Genomic DNA, 21,796 nt, shown 5'->3' with positions numbered 1-21,796 from the left:
CTTGCGCGAATGGTGTCTATAATTTCCCAGATATCGGCCCCATTGGTCAGTGAATACAAATGCACGCAGATGACGATTCGCAGCCCGGTTCTGAAATTCTCTTCGACGAAGCTGATTGTGGCTTGCTGCTTACCGCAGAAAATGGCCAGATCACACAGGCCAACCTCACCTTCTGCCGCTGGATTGGCTACCGCAGGAACGAGCTGATCGGTCGTCACATCCAGGACTTGATGAACCACGAGGGAAGGATGTTCCACAAGACGTACTGGACGCCCCTTATGCAAATCCAGGGCGTAATCGCTGATGTCAAGTTCGATCTTGTTCACTACAACGGGCATTCAATTGCGATGATGCTCAGCGCCATCCGTTGTGAGAGTTCTGCTGGTGTATTTCTGGAAATGACGCTGTTCAAGGCCGAAGATCGGCAAAGGTACGAGCGCGAGTTGCTCAATGCCCGAATGCTCGCCGAAAGACATTTGGCAAAACACCTCAAGGATCAACGGGTAATGGATATTACCCAAGACAAGCTGCGCATCACCTACACCGCGGCTGAAGACAGAGCCCTGTTCGCCGAGCAGCTTATCGGGATTGTCAGTCACGACCTGCGCAACCCATTGTCGGCGATAAAAATGGCGGCGGAACTGTTGGGTCGCAGGGAGATGGATGCTAAACAAGCACAAATACTTGGTCACATCACCCACTCGGTAGAGCGCGCACAGCGTTTGGTGGCCGATCTGCTGGATTTCACTTTGACTCAAGTCGGGCGAGGTATCGCAGTCCTGCCCAAACCAATCGATCTGCACGAGCTGGTTGCCGACTGCCTGGACGAATTGAGTCTGGCTTTCCCCGGGCATGAATTGATCCACTTGCGTGATGGGCAAGGTGACTTTACTGCCGACAGTGATCGGCTGTATCAGCTCATCGGCAACCTGGTCGCCAATGCAGTGGCCTACGGTGCTGCCGATAGCGAAGTCACCGTTTCTTCGAGCTTCGAAGATCAAGCCGTCATTATTACAGTGCACAACCTTGGCACACCCATACCACCGGAGTTGCTCGAGGACCTGTTCGAACCGATGATCCGTGGCAGTCATGACAATGCTGAACTTAGAAGTGTAGGGCTGGGCCTGTTCATTGTTCGTGAGATCGCAAGGGCGCACTACGGCGAAGTGGCTGTAACCTCTTCTCTAGCAAGCGGAACGACATTCACTGCAAGCTTTCCTCGCACCCTGAATTAGCTTGGATTGCCCCTTCACTCAGTCCCATCGCCCCTCCATTGCCAGCCGGCGATAGCCTGGCGTGACTGGCCGCTGTGGGTCGGCTGCTGCCCTCGTAACGGGTCGTTATCGACCGAATGCAAGGAGGTAGAAACCTTTAAGGCCCATCCGCCCACAACTCAGCAGCCACCTGCGAGCATTGCTACGTCCAGTCATCGACCTGATGATGCCCGCCGCTCGACAGAAGTCGCCCTTCAATCCCGAGCAATCTTGTCATTTGCCAAGGCTTAGGGCAGGGTCGATACCACCGAGATTTCTGCCAAAGGAGTCACCCCATGTCAAAGCTCTATCCCAGTATCGATCCCGAGGGGCTGGTCGAGTACTCAGTGGTCTACACCGACCGCTCGCTCAACCACATGTCGCAGTCATTTCAAGGCGTGATGAAGAACATTTCCACGACCCTCAAACAGGTCTACAACGCCCAGGCGGTTGCGGTGGTCCCGGGCAGCGGCACATTCGGCATGGAAGCGGTGGCGCGACAGTTTGCCACCGACCAGCAATGCCTGGTGATACGCAACGGCTGGTTCAGCTATCGCTGGAGCCAGATCCTTGAAATGGGCAACATCCCGGCGGCCACCACGGTGCTGAAAGCCCGACCGGTCGACACGGGGCGCCAGGCTGCCTACGCCCCACCCCCTCTGGACGAAGTGCTGGCAGCCATTGCGGCTTCGAGGCCGCAGATTGTCTTCGCCCCCCACGTTGAAACCTCATCAGGGATTATCCTGCCCGACAAGTACCTGCGGGCTGTCGGCGACGCCGTGCATGCGGTGGGTGGCCTGTTCGTGCTGGACTGCATCGCCTCAGGCACCATTTGGGTTGATATGCACAAATGCGCGGTCGACCTGCTGATCAGCGCACCGCAGAAAGGCTGGAGCGCTTCCCCTTGCTGCGCCCTGGTGATGTTCAGTTCCCTGGCCCTCGCGCGCATCGAACAGACGCAAAGCAGCAGCTTCGCCTGCGACCTGAAAAAGTGGCTTCAGATCATGCAGGCCTACGAACAGGGCGGACATGCCTACCATGCGACCATGCCCAGCGATTCCCTCGCGCGATTTAACGAAGTGATGAAAGAGACACAAGCCTACGGTTTCGACAAGGTCCGCGGCGAACAACAGGCGCTGGGTGATCGGGTGCGCGCAATGTTGACCGGCAAAGGCATCAAAAGCGTGGCCGCCGCCGGCTTTCAGGCCCCTGGCGTAGTGGTGAGCTACACCGATGATGCCGACATCAAGAGCGGTAAGAAATTTGCCGACCACGGCCTGCAGATCGCCGCCGGGGTGCCGTTGCAATGCGACGAGCCGGCCGACTTCCAGACCTTCCGCATCGGTCTGTTCGGACTCGAAAAGCTGCACAATATCGAGCGCACGGTCAGCACCCTCGAGCAGGCACTGGACGAGGTGATGGTTGACTAAGCCCTCATCTCGCCCGCAGCACACGCTCCTTCAGGTACAGACTATTTCGATATGAAACACATATTTGATCGTTTACGTGGCTGGGCCCGCTATTCGCTTGATGCCTGCGCAGGTGCTCGAGGAGTGTCAGGTCAAAGCGAGTGAGTGGGAGAAAAGCCATGTGAAGCGGCCAGCGAACAGATTTGCTGCGGTAATCATTGCATTGGTATGGTTCGTTGCTGCGGGGATTTTGGGGGCTTGCTTTCTTTGAATAGAAGTCGTGTCTCCATGACCGCTTGCTGGCTTGTCGGCAGAGTTATTTGACCTGCCGCCTTGGTCCTACAGCTGTTAACCCGTTGCGCCCTTGGTTTCGGGGCGCTCTGGGTTTAAATACACCACCCTGTCAGATGCCAGATTTAGAGCTCCCCCCGCGAGTTAAAGTATAAAGTCCGCCGTGGTCGCGGTGTTGAGACCGACTATCTGGATGGCGAATTCGGCGGCGCTGTCCGCATCGGTGTTGCCGTAGAGCACGCCCCCTGCAACCTTCAACTGTCCGGCCGCACTGAAGGCTGCGGTACTGCCGATGATCGAGCTGAAGGCTTCATTGGTGTTCGTCGCCGTGTTGGCATCGAGCGTCGACAGGTCAATCTTGTCGGCTCCCTGGGTGAAGTCGGTGATGATGTCCCAGGTGGAGCTGGTCAGCCCCGTTTCAGCGAGGGCATTGAAATCGAAGATATCGTTACCGACGCCGCCGGTGAGAACATCCTTGCCCATACCGCCGATCAGGATGTCGTTCCCGCCCCCACCGTTCAGCAGGTTGGCGGCGGTGTTGCCCGTGAGCGTGTCGTTGTAATTGGACCCTATGAGGTTTTCGATGGCGATCAGGGTGTCTGAGCCTGAGCCGCCGGTGGCCTGGGCCGTGGTCGCGGCCAGGCTGGCGCTGACGGCACTGCCGGCATAGGCGTAGGAGGCGGTGTCGACGCCGGTGCTGCCATTGAGGACATTGTTGCCGGCCCCGGCAAACAGGGTGTTGTTGAGGTCGTTACCCGTCAGGGTGGCGATCCCGGTGGCGAGCACTCGCCCATTCTCGACATTGACGCCGAGGGTGTAGGCGCCGAGAGAGCTGAAGACCGTATCGCTGCCGCCAATGCTGGCCGTCGTATTGGTTTCAATGACGACGTCGCCGGCGTTATCGACGTAGTAGAGGTCAGATCCATCACCGCCCGTCATCCTGTCGAGACCTGTGCCACCATCGAAAACGTCATTGCCCGCCCCACCGTCGAGCGTATCGTTTCCGGCGCCACCATTGAGCTGGTTGGCGGCGGCGTTGCCCGTGAGTGTGTCGTTGTAGTTAGAGCCGGCAAGGTTTTCGATGGCGATCAGGGTGTCGGAGCCTGATCCGCCGGTGGCCTGGGCCGTGGCCACGGCGAGACTGACGCTGACGGCGCTGCCGGCATAGAAGTAGGACACCGTATCGACGCCGGTGCCGCCATTGAGGACGTTGTTGCCGACTTCGGCATAGAGGGTGTTGTTGAGGCCGTTGCCCGTGAGGGCGGCGACCCCGGTGGCGAGGAGGCGACCGTGCTCGACATTGTCGCTGAGGGTATAGGCGCCGAGAGAGCTGTAGACCATGTCGCTGCCGCCGGTGCTGGCCGTGGCATTGGTTTCAACCACGACGTCGCTGGCGTTGTCGACGTAGTAGATGTCGGAGCCATCACCGCCCGTCATCCCGTCGGCGCCAGTGCCGCCATTCAAAACGTCATTGCCCGCCCCACCGTCGAGCGTATCGTTTCCGGCACCACCGCTCAGCAGGTTGGCGGCGGCGTTGCCCGTGAGCGTGTCGTTGTAGTTGGAGCCAGTGAGGTTATCGATGGCGATCAGAGTGTCAGCGCCTGATCCGCCGGTGGCCTGGGCCGTGGTCACAGCCAGACTGACGGCGACTGCACTGGTGGCATAGAGGTAGGAGGCGGTGTCGACGCCGGTGCCACCATTGAGGACGTTGTTGCCGACCCCGGCATGGAGGATGTTGTTGAGGCCGTTACCCGTCAGGCCGGCGATCCCGGTGGCGAGGACGCGCCCATTCTCGACATTGGCGCCGAGGGTGTAGGCGCCGAGAAAACTGTAGACCGTGTCGCTGCCGCCGGTGCTGGCCGTGGCATTTGTTTCAACCACGACGTCAGCCGCGTTGTCGACGTAGTAGATGTCAGAACCCTCATCACCCGTCATCCTGTCGACGCCTGCGCCGCCATTTAAAAAGTCATTGCCGGCACCGCCATTGAGCGTATTGGCGGCGGCGTTACCGGTCAGCGTGTTGGCGAGGCTGTTGCCCGTGCCTGTGAGCGCCGAGGTGCCAGTGAGGGTCAGGTTCTCCTGATAGTTGCCGAGGGTGCGGCTGACGCTGGAGACGACGGTGTCGACGCCACCGGTGTCGGACGTCTCGCTGACCACGTCGCTGGCATGGTCGACGTAGTAGATGTCATTGCCCAGGCCGCCGATCATCACATCGACGCCGGCACCGCCATTGAGGGTATTGGCGGCGGCGTTGCCGGTCAGCGTGTTGGCGAGGCCGTTACCGGTACCATTGATCGTTGAAGTCCCTGTCAGTATCAGGTTCTCCAGGTTGGCACCCAGCTCCCAGCTCACAGCCGACTTGACCGTGTCAGTGCCGGCACCCACCTCTTCACGAAGTTGAACCAGGCTATCGACCACTGCGTAAGTATCATTGCCAGCACCCCCGACCAACAGCAGGTTACCCTGACCGTTCAGCGTGTCATCACCGCTCCCGCCATTGACCTCCAGCCGTACCGCGGTGCCATCGGCACTGAAGCGCTGGACATGGATACCGTCATTAACATGACTGGACTGTCCTTGAGACACCCAAGTCACCGCCCAGCCGCCGTCTTCCAGAGACGTGACCTTGGCGACAACCTGATGGCCGTCAGTGGTGGTGTTGACCAGCGTTTCGCCACCGACGGTTTGGCCCGCTGCGTTATAGCGCTGGGAATAGATAGCCAGCCCACTGCCATCCTGTTCGCCGCCCGCTTCCCAGGTCACCACCCAGCCGCCATCAGCCAATGCCGTTACATCGGAGAAACTCTGAGACTGAGTGGCAAAGTGAGGGCTGTTTATGACGAGGGTTTCACCGCCGACCGCCTGACCATTGGCGTCATAGCGCTGGAAGTAAATATCGCTACCATTGGCAGCTACGCTGAAGGATGACCAGCTCACCAGCCAGCCACCATCGTTCAAGGCCGTTACCGCAGGAATGTACTGGTCATTCAGCGTATTGGTGTTTACCTGCGTTTCGCTGCCTACCCTGTTACCGGTTGCATCGTAACGCTGGGCATAAATATCGAAGCGGCTTTCGCCCGGGTGATTCGCATGCCAGGTCACCAGCCAGCCACCGTCCTTCAGGGCCGTCACGTCAGAGCTGTACTGTGCGATCTGATTATCCCCTGTCGTCGTGTTGACCTGGGTTTCACCCCCCACAGCTATACCCGCTGCGTCATAGCGTTGGGCCTCGATCGTGAAGTTATTGCCAGCGACGTCCCGCGACATCCATACCACCACCCAACCACCGTCATTCAGTGCTGTAACAGCCGGGCTGTCCTGGCTTTCAGCCGTGTGGGTATTGACGCGCCATTCATCGCCCATGGGATCGCCAGCCGCGCTGAACCGCCGGGCATAGATGTCACCACTCCCCCCAGTGTAGAACCAGGTAACCACCCAGCCACCGTCAGCCAGCCCGGTGACATCGGAATTTTGCTGAGCGTATAGCGAATTCAAAGGCGCGACAGTAATCTCATCGCCCAGCCTCTCGCCTGCTGCACTGTAACGTTGGATTAAAATATCGCCCGAATCAGAGGACTGCATGGACACCACCCACCCACCGTCGGCCAGTCCGGTAATGGAGATACTGTCCACAGTCATCGGCGTCAGCGTACTGACCCGGCTTTCACCGCCAGCCTTGACGCTCAGAATCCTGTCGGCGAATTGCAGGCTTTCGATATTGCGCAGGTAATCGGTACCCTCATCGCCACCAACGACATTCAGGTCGGTGACCGTCAGCTGGCCGTTACTCCATCCAAAGCGATAGTCGCCAGCGTTGCCCGTATAGATAGCCGTATCCTGGCCCGCACCGCCGTTGAGGGTGTCGTTTCCTCTCGCGCCCGTCAGGCTGTCAGGCCCACTTGTCCCTGAGAGGTTATCGTTTTCCGTTGTGCCGATTACTGTGGCCAAAGCTGATGTCCTTCATTCCAGGTAGCAGGTGGAGCCCAGGCAACGGCGTTGTTATCGAACGCTGCCGGACAGGTTTAAATCGTGCAGGACACTTTATAGAGGCACTTAAACAACAAAGTGGCCCGGCAAATTAAAGAAATTCACTTGCGCTTGGATGTCGGAAGAGTCCATGCGCGCCACTCATCGCAGCCGAGTCTGGTTTCGGCTGATGATTTCACCCCGCCTAAAGATGTGGTCAATATCGGCAATGGTGGACCCAGGCATGTAGCCGTAAACAAATGGCAGTTGTCCGAAAGTAGTTTGTAGTCGCGGTGCTTGCCGATCATGTCCAGAGCCTTCCAGGCGAACAATTCGTCCTGATCCTATGTAGATTCCGCTGTGCTCGACGAAATTCATTGCCAGCCCACAGTAAACGACACTGTCAGGGACGGGCTCGACGGTAACCAGTATTACGTTGTCGATGAAACTGCCGATGAGGGGCAGATTACGCAGATCCAGGGGCATCCCTGAGGTAGGGAACGAGGGCTTTCGAGCTCTTTTTACGGGGTGCAAGTACGGGTCAGGACCCGCCACGATGCGCCATAGGTCTCTAATCAGGGACAATTGATGAATCCTTTCATACGGGGATTGAGTAATGTCAAATTAACATTATCTAAAGCTCCAATATGGCCGCCTCGAGAGCGCGTTGGTTTTCGTTGATCTTGAACAGTAGGGAAGAGAGTAGATCTGAATTTGGCATCGCGCATTCTTCGGGAAGATTTCAGCGTAGTCGTGGGAGTGGGTGTTGATCGGGGCGGGTAGGGGGATAGGATTATTTTCCGTACTCTTGACCGGCAGCTTCTGGCCGAATTTTGTTGTCGCCACCGTCAGCTATGGGCTGAGGATTCAACCGGTCAAGGCCATTAAGCGTGGTGGTCAATTCCATATAAATGGCTGCTCAGGTCGAATGCAATCGGAAGGACAAGTCCATGCAATTGCCCATCACGCCTTAACCCAACGCTGGCGACTCCAACTGCTCAATCCATCAACAGCAAACACCAACAGCAACATGGCCAGAATCACCGTGCTGGCCTGAGCCTCCTGGAACAGGCTGAGGCTGACATAGAGCATCTGCCCCAAACCGCCGGCACCGACAAACCCCAGCACGCTGGCCATGCGGATGTTGTTTTCCCAGCGGTACAGGAGGTACGCCAGCAGCTGCGGAAAGAGGTTGGGCAGGGTGCCGTAGCAGAAGGCCCATACCACGTTGCCGCCCTGCAAACGAATGGCTTCGGCAGGTTGTGGCGGGGTGTTTTCCAGCGCTTCGGCGAACAGGCGGCCGAGTACCCCAGTGGTGTGCATGGCCAGTGCCAGGGTGCCGGCGTTCGGGCCGAGTCCGGCGGCCAGCACCATCAGCGCGGCCCACACCAGTTCAGGAATGGCGCGCAGGCCATTGAGTACAAGTCGCGACGTGCTCTGCAACAGCCAGCCGAAGCGCCCGGCCGCCGGTAGCGCCAGCAGCAGGCCAAACACTGCCGCGAGCAGGGTGCCGAGGGCCGACATCGCCATGGTTTCCACGGCGCCACGGCCGATGGCTTGCAGGTGGCTGGCGCTCAGGTCCGGGCTGAGAAAGCGCAGCACGTAGGCGCCCATCTGCTTCAGGTTTCCGCTGCCCGTCAGTTCGCCGAGGTCGATGCCCAGATAGCGGAACGAGGCGACGATCGCGGCGCCGATGCACAGGATCAGCAGCAGGTTGATCAGGCGATTCATGCGAACCTCCAGCGCATCAGGCGGCTGATCTGGTCGGCGAACAGCACCAGGACGAAAAAGGTCAGCAGCATGCTCGCCACTTCACCGCCGGCGAACATGCGCAGCGACAGGTCGATCTGCTGGCCCAGCCCGCCGGCGCCAACGAAGCCCATCACCACGGACGCGCGGATCGCGCATTCCCAGCGGTACACCGTGTACGACAGCAGTTCCGCCGCGACATTGGGCAGGATGCCATAGCAGAACGCCGCCAACCGGCCACTGCCGGCTTGCAGCAGTGAGTGGGCGGGGCGCTGGTCGACCGACTCGAAGATTTCCGCGTAGACCTTGCCCAGCATGCCGCTGTAGGTGATGGCAATGGCCAGCACCCCGGCCGTCGGGCCAAGGCCGACGGCGCGCACGAACAGCAAGGCCCAGACGATTTCCGGCACGCTGCGCAGGACGATCAGCAAGCCGCGCACCCGGCCAACGCAACAACCGGCCCAGGGCGCTCGGGCGGCCGCTGCGCGAAGCCGCCGACAGCGACAGCGCGCGGCTGGCGAGCAGGCTGGCGGGCACGGCCAACAGCAAGGCCAGGGCCATGCCGGCGGTGGCGATGGCCAGGGTCTGCAAGGTGGCTTGCCACAGCAGCTGGAGGAACTCTTCGCCATGGGCCGGCGGCCAGAAGGCCGAAACGAAACGGCCCATTTCACTCTGGCTGTCGGCCTTGAGCAGCACGCCCAGGTCCAGTTCGCTGAAGTGGATGCCGGGCCACAGCAGGGCCAGCGCCAGCAGGCTGAGCAACAGGCGGGGCAGGGTGGCCGGGTCTCGTGTATCGCGCGTCAGCATCGGGGAATCTGCAGGCTCAGGGGCGCCACCGGAGCGGGCGGGGACTGCAGTTGCTCGTTGGCGTAGAGCTTGTCGAGCAAGTCGTGGTCGATGTCGGCGGAGGGAAGATCGAAGAGGATCTGGCCGTCGCGCAAACCGATGATGCGAGAGAAATTACTCAACGCCAGATCCACCGCATGCAGGCTGGCGACCAGGGTCACCTTGTGTTCACGGGCGTGGCGGCAGAGGATCGACAGGGTGTGCCCGGCCAGCACCGGGTCCATCGCCGACACCGGCTCATCGGCCAGCAGCACGTCGGGGGCCTGGTACAGCACGCGGGCAATGCCCACGCGCTGCAGTTGGCCACCGGACAATTGCTGGCACTGGGCGAACAGCTTGTCGCCCAGATCGAGCTTAAGCAGGGCCGCGCGTGCGCCGGGCACATCCACCGGATGCAACAGGCTCAGCAGGCTTTTGGCAAAACCCCACTGCCCCAGTTTGCCGGCCAGCACCGCCGTGACCACGCGCTGACGCGGTGGCAGTGGCGGCGCCTGATGCACCAGGCCGATGCGCGCGCGCAGGCGTTGGCGCTGTCGGGCGCCGAGCTGCCAGGCGTGTTCGCCGAGTACCTCGACCGTGCCGCTGCCGGGGCGCAGGGCGGTGGCCAGCAGGTTCAGCAGGCTCGACTTGCCGGCGCCGGACGGGCCGATGATCGCCACCTGCTCACCGGCGCTGATGTGCAGGTCGACCTCATGCAGCGCCCGCACGCCCGTGTCGTGGGTGAGGCTGACCCGGTTCAGATGCAAGGTCATTTCAGCAGGTCGGCAGCGCGCGCGGCTTCCTCGATGCCCTTGTAGTTCTCAGGCTTGGTCTCGATGAAGCGGCTGGCGGCCTGCAGGTCCAGGATCGCCTTTTGCTCCGGGTTGGCCGGGTCGAGCGCGAGGAAGGCGGCCTTGATTTTCTCGGCAAGGGCCGGGTCGAGGGTGCCGCGCACGGTCCAGTTGTAGTCGAAGTAGGCCGGCGTGGTGGCGAAGACCTTGACCTTGTCGGTGTCGACCTTGCCGGCCTTGACCAGTTTTTCCCAGACGCTGGCGTTGAGCACGCCGGCATCCACTTTGCCGGCCTGAACCCAGGCGACCGTGGCGTCGTGGGCGCCGGAGTAACCGACGCGGCTGAAATAGGTTTCCGGCTTGATGCCGTCCTGCAGCATGAAATAACGCGGCATCAGGCTGCCGGACGTCGACGAGACCGAGCCGAAGGCGAAGGATTTGCCCTTGAGGTCGGCCAGGGATTTGACGGCCGGGTCGGCGGTGATGAATTTGCTGGTGAACTGGGCATCCTGCTCACGCTGTACCAAGGGAATGGCATTGCCGGTTTTCAAACGCGCCTGCACGAAGGTGAAACCGCCCAGCCAGGCCATGTCGATACGGTCAGTGGCCAGCGCCTCGACCACCGCCGGGTAGTCGGACACCGGTACGAACTCGACCTTCATGCCCAGTTGCTTCTCCAGGTATTCGCCCAGTGGCTTGAACTTGCGCAGCAATTCGGTGGGGGCTTCGTCGGGAATGGCGCTGACCTTGAGGGTCTCGGCAGCCTGTGCCAGCAGGGTGGAAAGGGACAGGGTCAGGCCGACGGCCAAGGCCAGGGTACGTTTGAGCATGGAAGTTCTCCGGTTCAATAGCGGAAAAATGTCGATGCGCCCCGCACAAGCTGATTGCTGCACGACGCTTCGTGAGGGTAGACGAAAACGCCGCGATTATAGGGGCTCTTGGGGGCTTGACCAGCATTGAAACAAGGCTCAGGGCCCAAAAATGGGTTCTTCACGCAATCCCGGGAAATTGTAGGAGCAGCCGGTCGACGCTCGATTGCCGGCGATGGACTCAAGTGCGCCGCGGTTATCCAGCCAGCACGCGTAATCGTTAACGACCATCGCTGGCAAGCCAGCTCCTACAAGGGGTGCCCCGGGAAACTGTAGGAGCGAGCCTGCTCGCGATGCACGTTAACGATTACGCGTGCCAGCTGGAAAAATACGGTTTCCCTCACACTTATCGCCGGAAGACCGTAGCAGATAGCCATTGATTCTCCCTTTTCCTACATGCATCCCGGAAACGTCCCATTTACGTTTGTTACCCCTGCGTTAAACCTGTGCGCCGCACGTTGTCATGCCTGCGCTTTCACCTGGAAGCAGGAGCAATTTGCGCGTTGGCGGGTGCACTGGCGACTCGCTCAAGTCATCAACACACAAGGATTTGAAGCAATGGCAAAGGGATATTTCATTCGCAAGGGTGACAAGACCAGCTGCGGCGGCGAGGTGCTGGAGGGCGATACCCGCATCACGATGTTTGGCTTTGCCCATGCCCGCGAAGGGGACCGGGTGTCTTGCGGCAAGAGCAGCGAATTCTTTCAAATCCAGGGTGGTGTCTCGTTCATTGACAGTCACGGCAGGCCGGTGGCTGGCTCATTGGACAGTGTCAGCAGTTGTCCCTGTAAAGCCACGCTGGAGCCCTCGATTACCATAACCAGTTATATCTCGAAGGTTGATTCAGCGCCCCCCACAGCCAGGTCCGTCCCACAATCCGCGGCACCTCCTGCCCCTGCCAATCCGGTTTCGCCTCGCCAGTCCGGGCCTGCTTCGGCAGCGAAGACTGCCACGCCTTCCTTCAGCGAACGTCCGGGAACGCTCTGCGAGAACCTCTGGCGCGGCTACCAGCAACGGGTCGAAAACGTCGTGGCGCCTGGCGGCAAGCTGATTACCGACCCGAAAGCACGCAACAAGGCGATCAATGCCGCCTACGCGCAGCTGTGGCGCCACGATAAGCGTTTTCAGTGGGCGGGGCTGGCGGCCTTTGCCTCGAAACAGGTCGGCTGTGGTCTGCTGCACGCGGCTGAGTCGGTCGAGAAGATGCAGGCTGAAACAGAGGCGATGCAGCAGTTGAGGGACAGCTCCCGGCAAGGGCTGGTGGGCTTGCTCAGCCCCAGCGAGCGGGAAAAGCGGGCGACGATTCGGGAGTTTGAACAGCGCCAGCGCGACTACGAACAGGCCAACCGTGACAACCCGGTGTGGGGCTTCACCCATTGGGGTGTCGACAGTGCGCTGCCCCTCGCGCAACGGATGTACCGGTTCGTGCACGAGATGTTGGCCATGGGCAACACCACGCTGTTCCTGGATGTGTATCCGTTGCATGTGTTTTATGCGGAGCGGGGGTTGGCGGCGTTGAAGGATTGTCTCGCTTCACGGAAGGACATCTATGGGAGTGGTGAGCATCCGGTACTGTGGCCGGTCGGACAGGAAACGCTGAGGTTCGGGACTGACCACAAGGAAATCCTCCTGGCCTTCGAGGCGATTGATGCTGGGAACATCGCTAAAAGTGTTGAGCATCTGGCTTGGCACGAACAACAGAATATTCTGCAACTAGCGATGTACAGCGATAGCGGCCTGCAATGGTTGCTGCGCGGCAACCATGCCTCCTACGTCACCAATATTCCCTCTGGAGCCGCTCAGGCCATTGAACTGACCCTGGCCAGTCAGTGCCGTCCCGTCGAGGACGGACGAACCATTGGTTTTGGCAACAACCCCATTGCCAACTTGGCCGATATCAAGCAGCGCATGGCCTTCGTGCTCAAGGCGGCACAGCAGTTTGATGATTTGCTACTTAGCGACAAGCGCGAGCAGCTTGAGCAGTCGATTCGGGAGATTGCCGTCGGTGGGGGCGTTCGATGAATATGATGCACCGCTTGGGCTGGCGCCGTGTCGTGTTGGCACTAGCCGTCACGACCCTCCTGATAGTCGCAGCAATTGAAGTCCTGTCGGATGAGCCAGAAATTGCGTTGGTGATTGGCGAGCCTTGGGAAGATATGCGCCAGCGCTCCAGTGCGTCGATTGATCCAGCCATTCCCGGACATTATTGGGGCCAGATGCCCGAGTCTGATGCTCGCTTGCGCTTCGCAGACCCTCAATACGGGTTTGTAACCCCATTGGCGCGCTTCTTTAGCGTGAGTTTCGATGATGAGCGGGTCAGCAATGTCCGCATGTCCCCGCAAATCGAGCCACTACTGCTCGACGACACCCTCAAAGTCGTGCTGGATTTGCAGGAGCAATGGCGCAAAGCCGGTTGGACCCCCATCCGGGTCAAGGAAGATCCTCCATTCGCAGACACGCCAGAATGGCGAGCCCGATTGCGTGACGTGAACAAAGGCGGCACCTCCTATTGGCATGCGGAAGACAAGTATCAAGTGATGCTGGTGGTTCATCGCTTCAAGGACAACAAGCGCCCCACGGAAGAGCGCTACCTCATCACGCTGGCACTGGCCACGCCGTGGACGAACCCTTGACCCTGCGTTATGAATACGGACGCAGCAATCGCCGTGGGTGGAGGCGTGCGATGAATTTGATACATCGCGCAGGCTGGCGGCGTGGCATTTTGGCAATGGCGGTCGCTTCCCTCCTGACGCTGGCAGCGATTGAAGTGCTATCGGATGAACCGGAAATCGCCTTGGTGATTGGCGAGCCTTACGAAACCATGCGCCAGCGCTCTACTGCAAGCATCGACCCTGCCATACCGGGGCACTCCTGGTTCAACGCCCCCAAGTCTGATGCACGTCTTCGTTTCGCTGATCCTCAGTTCGGTTTTGTGACCCCACTGGCACGCTTCTTCACAGTGGGTTTCGGCCGCGATCAGCGGATCGACGGTGTCCGAATGTCCCCACAAATCGAACCACTGTTGCTCGACGACACCCTCAAGGTCGTTCTGGATTTGCAGGAGCAATGGCGCAACGCCGGCTGGGTGCCCATCCGGGCGGAGGAGTTCCCATCGTTCGCCGACACCCCGCAATGGCGTGATCGACTGCGTGAAGTAAAAAACGTTGAAAAAGCCTATTGGCGAGCCGGTGACAAGTATCAACTGATGCTGGTGGTCAGTCGCTTCAGGGACAATAAGCGTCCCACGGAGGAACGCTACCTCATCACATTGGGAATCCACCGATCACGGGGCGTGCAATGAGTTTGCTGCAGTGCATAGGCTGGCGGCGCGGTGCGATGGCACTGGCAGGCGCGGCCCTCCTGACGCTGGCGGCGATTGAAGTCCTGTCGGATGAGCCGGAAATCGCCCTACTCATTGGCGAGCCTTACGAGGCAATGCGCCAGCGCTCAAGTGCTGCCATCAATCCGGCTATTCCAGGGCATGTGTCTTTCAATATCCCAAAGTCCGATACGCGTCTGCGTTTTATTGATCCCCAGTACGGTTTCGTTACCCCGCCAGCCCGATTTTTTACGGTTATTTATAACAAAGACATAATCAACAGCGTCCGCATGTCCCCACAAATCGAGCCGCTGCTGCTTGATGACACCCTCAAGATCGTGCTGGAACTGCAAGAGCAATGGCGAAACGCTGGCTGGACCCCCATCAAGGTCGATTACTTCCCTTCATTCGCCGACACCCCTCAGTGGCGAGCCCAATTACGGGACGTGAACAAAGGCGGCAAAACTTATTGGCATGCGGGCAACCAGTATCAAGTGATGTTGATAGTGAATCGTTTCAGGGACCAGAACCGCCCCACAGAAGAGCGCTACCTCATCACGCTGGCACTGGCCACACCATGGACGAACCCTTGACCCTGTAGGCGAGCTGGCTCTGGGCGGTGTACCGCCGAAAGCGGTGTGTCAGTCTGCTACTTTGCCGACTGATCCACCGCCATCGCGAGCAAGCTCCCACAGGGGATCTCTGGTCAACAGCCAATTTTTGCCTGACAGACATTCAAGTGTGGGAGCGGGCTTGCTCGCGAAAGCGGTGTGTCAGTCACATCGATGTTGGATGTGCCGCCGTCTTCGCGAGCAAGCCCGCTCCCACAGGTTTTGCGGTGTCCTGCCATTGAGGTTGCTTACATCCTTGCCAACGCCTGCGCCAGATCCGCGCGCAAGTCCTCGACGTCCTCAACCCCCACCGACAACCGCACCAACCCATCACCAATCCCCAGCTCTGCCCGGGTATCGGGCGGGATGGTGGCGTGGGTCATGATCGCCGGGTGTTCGATCAGGCTTTCCACGCCGCCCAGGCTCTCGGCCAGGGCGAAGATCTGCACGTTCTCGAGGAAGCATTTGGCGCCGGCCAGGTCGCTGTTGAGGTCGAGGGAGATCATCCCGCCGAAGCCGCGCATTTGCCGCTGGGCCAGTTCGTGCTGCGGGTGTGAGGGCAGGCCGGGGTAGTAGACCCGTGAGACTTGTGGCTGACGCTCCAGCCACTGCGCCAGTTCCAGTGCGTTGCTGCAATGCCGTTCCATGCGCAGGGCCAGGGTCTTCACCCCGCGCAGGGTGAGGAAGGCGTCGAATGGGCCGGCGATGGCGCCGACGGCGTTTTGCAAAAAGCCCAACCGCTCGGCCAGTTCGGCGTTCTGCCCGACCACGGCGATGCCGCCGATCACGTCGGAGTGGCCGTTGAGGTATTTGGTGGTCGAGTGCAGCACGATGTCGAAACCCAGTTCCAGCGGGCGCTGGATCCACGGGCTGGCGAAGGTGTTGTCGGCCACGCAGATGATGCCGCGCGCGCGGCAGGTGCGGGCGATGGCGGCGAGGTCGGTGAGGCGCAGCAGCGGATTGCTCGGGGTCTCGACCATGACCATGCGGGTGTCGTCCTGCAGGGACGCCTCGAACGCCGCCAGGTCGGTCAGGTCGACGAAGCTGAAGCGATGCCCGGCGCTACGCTGGCGCACCTTGTCGAACAGGCGGAAGGTGCCGCCGTACAGGTCGTTGCCGGAGACGACGTGCGAACCGGCATCGAGCAGTTCGAGCACCGTGGAAATGGTTGCCAGCCCCGAGGCGAAGGCAAAGCCCCGGGTGCCGCCTTCGAGGTCGGCCACGCAGCGCTCCAGGGCCCAGCGCGTCGGGTTGTGCGAGCGCCCGTAGTCGAGGCCCTTGTGCACCCCGGGGCTCTGTTGCAGGTAGGTGGAGTTGGCGTAGATCGGCGGCATCAAGGCCCCGGTCGATGGGTCCGGCGTTTGCCCTGCATGGATCACCCGGGTGGCGAAGCCCTGAGGCGGGGCGTTTTTGTCCTGTTGACTCATGGCAGGGATCTCCGCAAATGGTTGAGCATGTCGGTTCGGGTAATCAGGCCGTGGAAACCCGAGGCATCCTGGATGATCGCCACCAGCCCACGGCCCAGCTCTGCCTCCAGTTCCGCCAGGGTGGCAGCGGGGGACAGGGTCTGCAGTTTGTCGGTCATGGCGCTGGCCACGGTTTTACGGAAGTGCGCAACGTCCTCATGTACCCCCAGCAGGATGTCGGACTCGTCGATCACGCCGACCAGTTGCTGCCCCTTCACCAGCACCGGCAATTGCGACACGTCCGCCAGACGCATGCGCTGGAACGCGGTGAGCAGGGTGTCGTCGGGGCCGACGCTGATCACCCGGCCATCCTCGAAACGCCGCGCGATCAGGTCGCGCAGGTCGCCGTAGTGCTTGCGTTGCAGCAGGCCCTGATCGTTCATCCACTGGTCGTTGTAGACCTTCGACAGGTAACGCGTACCGGTGTCGCAGACGAAGCTCACCACCCGTTTCGGCTGGGTCTGTTCGCGGCAGTAACGCAGTGCCGCCGCCAGCAAGGTGCCGGTCGATGAGCCGCCGAGAATGCCTTCTGCGCGCAGCAACTGGCGGGCATGGTCGAAGCTTTCTTCATCGCTGATCGAATAGGCGTGGCGCACGCTGGACAGGTCGGCAATCGACGGGATGAAGTCTTCGCCGATGCCCTCCACTGCCCAGGACCCGGGGGTGGGGAGGGGGGCACCGCGGCTGTATTCGGCCATCACCGAACCGACCGGGTCGGCCAGGACCATTTCCAGGTCCGGCTGCACCCGTTTGAAGAAGCGGGTCAGGCCGGTGAGGGTGCCGGCCGATCCAACGCCGACGACGATGGCGTCCACATCATGCTGGGTCTGTGCCCAGATCTCCGGCGCGGTGCTGCATTCGTGGGCCAGCGGGTTGGCCGGGTTGTTGAACTGGTCGGCGAAGAACGCATCGGGAATTTCCGCCGCCAGTCGTGCGGCGACATCCTGGTAGTACTCGGGATGGCCCTTGCCGACATCGGAGCGGGTGATGTGCACCTCGGCGCCCATGGCCTTGAGGTGCAAGACCTTCTCGGTGGACATCTTGTCCGGCACCACCAGCACTACGCGATAGCCCTTGGCGCGGCCGACCAGGGCCAGGCCCAGGCCAGTGTTGCCGGCGGTGGCTTCGACGATGGTGCCGCCGGGCCTGAGGCGGCCATCGCGTTCGGCGGTGTCGATCATGGCCAGACCGATGCGGTCCTTGATCGAGCCGCCGGGGTTCTGTGATTCGAGCTTGAGAAACAGCGTGCAGGGACCGGTATCGAACCGGCTGACGCGTACCAGCGGGGTATTGCCAATCAGTTCGAGTACGGCAGGACGGGAATAGTCGGGCATGTCATCACTCCTTGCGTGGATCCGCACTGGATGGACAGCAATCCGCGCCGGGTCTTCGCGCCGGTCGCGGGCAATGCATCGCTTGGACCATAGGCCGGGATCGGGTCGACCGCAACCTTGCACGGCCAGCCGGTCACCTCGACGCTTTTTCCTCGCCAGCAACCACAAAAAACATAATTTCGCTAATGCCCGGCTCCGAACAGAATGCGGCCAACACCCTGATACCGATAGCCGCAGCAGAAGAACAACAGTGATCAGAATCGAGGCGGCAGCCATGACCGACCTGAATCAAACCACCTTTCAGAAGTGCACAGCCATGACAGTTGATAAAACCGCAATTGATACGCTTGTTGTTGGCGCCGGCCAGGCCGGCGTGGCCATGAGTGAACACCTGAGCAAACTCGGTGTGCCCCACCTCGTGCTGGAGCGCAACCGTATCGCCGAAGCCTGGCGCACCGGTCGCTGGGATTCGCTGGTGGCCAACGGTCCTGCCTGGCACGACCGCTTCCCGGGCCTGGAATTCGACGGCCTGGACCCGGACGCCTTCGCCGGCAAAGAGCAGGTGGCCGAGTACTTCGAAGCCTACGCCCGCAAGTTCAACGCGCCGATCCGCACCGGTGTTGAAGTCAAGAGCGTACAACGTAATGCCGACCGTCCGGGTTTCACCGTTGAAACCTCTGACGGCGTGATCGAGGCCCGCAACGTGGTGGTCGCCACCGGCCCGTTCCAGCGTCCGGCCATTCCGCCGATTGCCCCGCCAATGGCCGGCATCAGCCAGATTCACTCCGCCCAGTACTACAACCCGCAGCAACTGGCCGAAGGTGCGGTGCTGGTGGTGGGCGCCGGGTCGTCGGGCGTGCAGATCGCCGATGAGCTGCAACGTTCCGGCAAACAGGTCTACCTCTCGGTCGGCGCCCACGACCGTCCGCCGCGCGCCTATCGCAACCGCGATTTCTGCTGGTGGCTGGGGGTGCTGGGCGAGTGGGATGCCGAGGCCATGCAACCGGGCAAGGAACACGTGACCATCGCCGTCAGCGGTGCCCGCGGCGGCCACACCGTGGACTTCCGTCGCCTGGCGCATCAGGGCATGACCCTGGTCGGCCTGACTCAATCGTTCAATGGTGCGGTGGTCAGTTTTGAAGACAACCTCGCTGACAACATCCGCCGTGGCGATGAAAACTACCTCGCGTTGCTCGACAAGGCCGACGCCTATATCGAGCGCAACGGCCTCGACCTGCCGCTGGAGCCGCAAGCCCGGGCCATGCTGGCCGATCCGGATTGCGTGACCCAGCCGATCCTTGAACTGGACCTGGTCAAGGCCGGCGTGACCACCATCATCTGGGCCACCGGTTATTCCACCGACTACAGCTGGCTGAAGGTCGATGCCTTCAAGGACAACGGCAAACCGCAGCACCAGCGCGGCGTGTCGGCCGAGCCGGGGGTGTATTTCGTCGGGTTGCCGTGGCAGTCCCGTCGTGGCTCCGCGTTCATCTGGGGCGTTTGGCACGACGCCAAGCACATCGCCGATCACATCGTTAAACAGCACACCTATTTCAACTATCGGGATGCGACCCAGCGTCAAGCCGACGCCGCCCGTGCACCTGTTCAGAAAGCCAGCCTCATGGGAGTTCGTTAATGCCTACTCATACCCGCATCCGCATGTTCAACACCAAAGACACCTACCCGAACCAGACGCTGGACAACGATTTGTGCCAGGCCGTGCGCGCCGGCAATACCGTGTATGTCCGTGGTCAGGTCGGCACCGATTTCAACGGTCAACTGGTGGGCCTCGGTGATCCGCGCGCCCAGGCCGAACAGGCCATGCGCAACGTCAAGCAGTTGCTGGAAGAGGCGGGCAGCGACCTGAGCCACATCGTCAAGACCACCACCTACCTGATCGACCCGCGCTATCGCGAGCCGGTGTACCAGGAAGTCGGCAAGTGGCTCAAGGGTGTGTTTCCGATTTCCACCGGGCTGGTGGTCAGTGCCCTCGGCCAGCCGCAGTGGCTGATGGAAATCGACGTGATTGCCGTTATCCCTGAATAAGGACTTCGCCATGACTTTTTCCATCGTGGGTCGCTGCGCCGAGACCGGCCAGTTGGGCATTGCCATCAGTTCTTCGAGCATCGCCGTCGGCGCGCGCTGCCCCTGGCTGCGGGCCGGGGTTGGCGCGGTGTCGAGCCAGAACATCACACTGCCGGCCCTCGGCCCGCAGATCCTCGATGAACTGGCCAACGGCTCGGCGCCGCCCCAGGCGCTGGACCACTCATTGACCCGCAACGGCTACAGCCAGTACCGCCAGGTGGCGGTGGTGGATGCCCACGGGCGTACGGCGGTGTTCAGCGGCAACCATGCACTGGGCATCAACAACGCGGTGGCCGGAGACCAATGCGTGGCAGCCGGCAATCTGCTGGCCAACAGTGAGGTGATCGAGGCGATGGTCGCGGCCTTCGAAAACAGCGAAGGCTGCCTCGCCACCCGCCTGATGAACGCCTTGCAGGCCGGGCAGGACGCTGGCGGTGAAGCGGGCGCGGTGCACTCGGCGGCGTTGTCGGTGGTCGGTGACCTGACCTGGCCGATGGTCGACCTGCGGGTGGATTGGGCCGATGAAAACCCGATTGGCGAGCTGGGCAAACTGTGGACGGCCTACGAGCCGCAATTGCAGGACTACCTGACCCGCGCGCTCAATCCGACCCTGGCCCCCGCGTATGGAGTGCCCGGCGATGAGTGAGTTGCGCAGCCGCGCCATGCTCGCGCGATTGATCGGGTTCGCCACGGTCAGCCGCGACTCGAACCTTGAGCTGATCGAGTTCGTGCGTGACTACCTGCACGGACTGGGCGTGGCGTGCGAACTGATCTACAACGCCGAGCGGACCAAGGCCAATCTGTTGGCCACGGTCGGCCCGAGCGTGGCCGGCGGCATCGTGCTGTCGGGTCACACCGACGTGGTGCCGGTGGACGGCCAGGCGTGGACGGTCGAGCCGTTCAGCCTGAGCGAGGCGGGCGGCAAGCTTTACGGTCGCGGCACCGCGGACATGAAAGGCTATCTGGCCTCGGTGCTGGCCGCCGTGCCGGTGTTTCTCGCCAGCCCTTTGAAGCGCCCGGTGCATTTGGCGTTTTCCTATGACGAAGAGGTCGGCTGCCTTGGCGTGCGCGGTTTGCTGGAGGTGTTGCCCCAACGCATTCCGGCTCCGGCGTTGTGTTTGATCGGCGAGCCGACCGAGCTCAAGCCGGTGCTCGGCCACAAGGGCAAGCTGGCGATGCGTTGCCACGTGCGTGGTGCGGCCTGTCATTCGGCCTACGCGCCTTATGGGGTCAATGCCATCGAGCAGGCCGCGCGCCTGATCGGTCGGCTGGGCGACATCGGCGCCACCCTGGCCCGGCCGTCATTGCACGACAAGCGCTTCGATCCGGCGTTCTCGACCGTGCAGGTCGGCGTGATCCAGGGCGGTACGGCGCTGAACATCGTGCCAGCGGACTGCCGTTTCGATTTCGAGATCCGCGCCTTGCCGGACTTCGCCCCGCAAGTGGTCGTCGATGAGCTGCAGGACTACGCCGAGCAGACATTGCTGCCGGCCATGCAGGCCGTGGACACCGATACCGCGATCCGCTTTGAAAAAATCTCGGCCTATCCGGGCCTGGCGACACCCGCCGACAGCGCCGCCGCCCGGCTGATTGCCGAGCTGTGCGGCAGCGATGATTTCGGCACCGTGGCCTTTGGCACCGAAGGCGGGCTGTTCAATCAGGCCGGGATTGCGACCGTGGTCTGCGGTCCCGGCAGCATGGACCAGGGGCACAAGCCCGATGAATTTGTCAGCGTCGATCAGATGGCGGCCTGTGACCGCCTGATGGATCGCCTGGCGGTGTATCTGAGTGAGCAATAACAACAATGGGTCAACAGGGCTGATTCCGG

General features: G+C 61.2%; 17 protein-coding genes and 1 pseudogene. 10 read left to right on the top strand and 8 right to left on the bottom strand.

The features are described 5' to 3' along the window. The first annotated feature begins 59 nt into the window (after positions 1 to 59). Both AB7M25_RS18730 and AB7M25_RS18725 read left to right on the top strand, forming a co-directional pair. Positions 60 to 1,235: a sensor histidine kinase gene (locus AB7M25_RS18730; protein ID WP_429519415.1), complete on the top strand. Its 1,176-nt coding sequence runs from the start codon at positions 60 to 62 to the stop codon at positions 1,233 to 1,235. Positions 1,236 to 1,549: 314 nt separating this feature from the next. Then, entirely contained in the window at positions 1,550 to 2,683 is a 1,134-nt protein-coding gene (locus tag AB7M25_RS18725; protein ID WP_454237817.1) for an alanine--glyoxylate aminotransferase family protein, read from the top strand. A gap of 414 nt (positions 2,684 to 3,097) precedes the next feature. Here the strand turns inward: AB7M25_RS18725 and AB7M25_RS18720 are convergent, their stop codons facing one another. The 6 genes and pseudogenes from AB7M25_RS18720 to AB7M25_RS18695 all read right to left on the bottom strand — a co-directional run bounded on the left by AB7M25_RS18720 (position 3,098) and on the right by AB7M25_RS18695 (position 11,384). Further along, positions 3,098 to 6,901 carry a beta strand repeat-containing protein gene (locus AB7M25_RS18720; RefSeq protein WP_454237816.1) on the bottom strand — a complete coding sequence of 1,268 codons (3,804 nt, stop codon included), beginning with the start codon at positions 6,899 to 6,901 and terminating at the stop codon, positions 3,098 to 3,100. A gap of 981 nt (positions 6,902 to 7,882) precedes the next feature. Next, positions 7,883 to 8,650: a phosphonate ABC transporter, permease protein PhnE gene (gene phnE, locus AB7M25_RS18715; protein WP_429387864.1), complete on the bottom strand. Its 768-nt coding sequence runs from the start codon at positions 8,648 to 8,650 to the stop codon at positions 7,883 to 7,885. Next, positions 8,647 to 9,475, bottom strand: a pseudogene (locus AB7M25_RS18710) (PhnE/PtxC family ABC transporter permease). The gene phnE and the pseudogene AB7M25_RS18710 overlap by 4 nt, the downstream one beginning before the upstream one ends. Then, the gene (locus AB7M25_RS18705; RefSeq protein WP_429387859.1) at positions 9,469 to 10,266 is read right to left on the bottom strand and encodes a phosphonate ABC transporter ATP-binding protein; all 798 of its coding nucleotides are present in this window, start codon (positions 10,264 to 10,266) and stop codon (positions 9,469 to 9,471) included. The pseudogene AB7M25_RS18710 and the gene AB7M25_RS18705 overlap by 7 nt, the downstream one beginning before the upstream one ends. After that, on the bottom strand, positions 10,263 to 11,114 hold the full coding sequence (locus AB7M25_RS18700) for a putative selenate ABC transporter substrate-binding protein (protein ID WP_007977824.1): 852 nt from the start codon (positions 11,112 to 11,114) through the stop codon (positions 10,263 to 10,265). Before AB7M25_RS18700 ends, AB7M25_RS18705 begins: the two co-directional genes overlap by 4 nt. A 138-nt stretch (positions 11,115 to 11,252) precedes the next feature. Beyond that, positions 11,253 to 11,384, bottom strand: coding sequence for a hypothetical protein (locus tag AB7M25_RS18695; RefSeq protein WP_454237815.1), 132 nt, complete (start codon positions 11,382 to 11,384; stop codon positions 11,253 to 11,255). Between the two features lie 327 nt (positions 11,385 to 11,711). Between AB7M25_RS18695 and AB7M25_RS18690 the strand changes: the two genes are divergently transcribed. Genes AB7M25_RS18690 through AB7M25_RS18675 form a run of 4 tightly spaced genes read left to right on the top strand, consistent with a single transcriptional unit; the run spans position 11,712 to position 15,065 of the window. After that, a complete protein-coding gene (locus tag AB7M25_RS18690; RefSeq protein WP_454237814.1) occupies positions 11,712 to 13,175 on the top strand; it encodes a PAAR domain-containing protein in 1,464 nt (487 codons plus the stop codon). Beyond that, positions 13,172 to 13,786, top strand: a complete 615-nt coding sequence (locus tag AB7M25_RS18685) for a hypothetical protein (RefSeq protein ID WP_454237813.1) — start codon at positions 13,172 to 13,174, stop codon at positions 13,784 to 13,786. Before AB7M25_RS18690 ends, AB7M25_RS18685 begins: the two co-directional genes overlap by 4 nt. Before the next feature lie 50 nt (positions 13,787 to 13,836). Further along, positions 13,837 to 14,454, top strand: coding sequence for a hypothetical protein (locus AB7M25_RS18680; RefSeq protein ID WP_454237812.1), 618 nt, complete (start codon positions 13,837 to 13,839; stop codon positions 14,452 to 14,454). Beyond that, a complete protein-coding gene (locus AB7M25_RS18675) occupies positions 14,451 to 15,065 on the top strand; it encodes a hypothetical protein (protein WP_454237811.1) in 615 nt (204 codons plus the stop codon). The genes AB7M25_RS18680 and AB7M25_RS18675 overlap by 4 nt, the downstream gene beginning before the upstream one ends. Positions 15,066 to 15,331: 266 nt before the next feature. Here AB7M25_RS18675 and AB7M25_RS18670 read toward each other — a convergent pair whose 3' ends face one another. Both AB7M25_RS18670 and AB7M25_RS18665 read right to left on the bottom strand, forming a co-directional pair. Next, the gene (locus AB7M25_RS18670; RefSeq protein WP_454237810.1) at positions 15,332 to 16,510 is read right to left on the bottom strand and encodes a trans-sulfuration enzyme family protein; all 1,179 of its coding nucleotides are present in this window, start codon (positions 16,508 to 16,510) and stop codon (positions 15,332 to 15,334) included. After that, positions 16,507 to 17,883, bottom strand: a complete 1,377-nt coding sequence (locus tag AB7M25_RS18665) for a pyridoxal-phosphate dependent enzyme (RefSeq protein ID WP_429387842.1) — start codon at positions 17,881 to 17,883, stop codon at positions 16,507 to 16,509. The genes AB7M25_RS18670 and AB7M25_RS18665 overlap by 4 nt, the downstream gene beginning before the upstream one ends. Before the next feature lie 274 nt (positions 17,884 to 18,157). Here AB7M25_RS18665 and AB7M25_RS18660 point away from each other — a divergent pair, with 274 nt between their 5' ends. The 4 genes from AB7M25_RS18660 to argE are packed head-to-tail and all read left to right on the top strand — an operon-like array spanning position 18,158 to position 21,767. After that, positions 18,158 to 19,519, top strand: a complete 1,362-nt coding sequence (locus AB7M25_RS18660) for a flavin-containing monooxygenase (protein ID WP_429561701.1) — start codon at positions 18,158 to 18,160, stop codon at positions 19,517 to 19,519. Next, a complete protein-coding gene (locus AB7M25_RS18655) occupies positions 19,519 to 19,929 on the top strand; it encodes a RidA family protein (protein ID WP_003201555.1) in 411 nt (136 codons plus the stop codon). The genes AB7M25_RS18660 and AB7M25_RS18655 overlap by 1 nt, the downstream gene beginning before the upstream one ends. Positions 19,930 to 19,939: 10 nt before the next feature. Continuing rightward, positions 19,940 to 20,614: a DUF1028 domain-containing protein gene (locus AB7M25_RS18650; RefSeq protein WP_429387817.1), complete on the top strand. Its 675-nt coding sequence runs from the start codon at positions 19,940 to 19,942 to the stop codon at positions 20,612 to 20,614. Beyond that, a complete protein-coding gene (argE, locus tag AB7M25_RS18645; RefSeq protein WP_454237809.1) occupies positions 20,607 to 21,767 on the top strand; it encodes an acetylornithine deacetylase in 1,161 nt (386 codons plus the stop codon). Before AB7M25_RS18650 ends, argE begins: the two co-directional genes overlap by 8 nt. The last annotated feature ends 29 nt before the right edge of the window (positions 21,768 to 21,796 follow it).

Source organism: Pseudomonas sp. AP3_22 TE3818 (assembly GCF_053628995.1).
The sequence above is the reverse complement of the archived record's forward strand: the minus strand, read 5'-3'. Positions and strand labels throughout refer to the sequence as shown.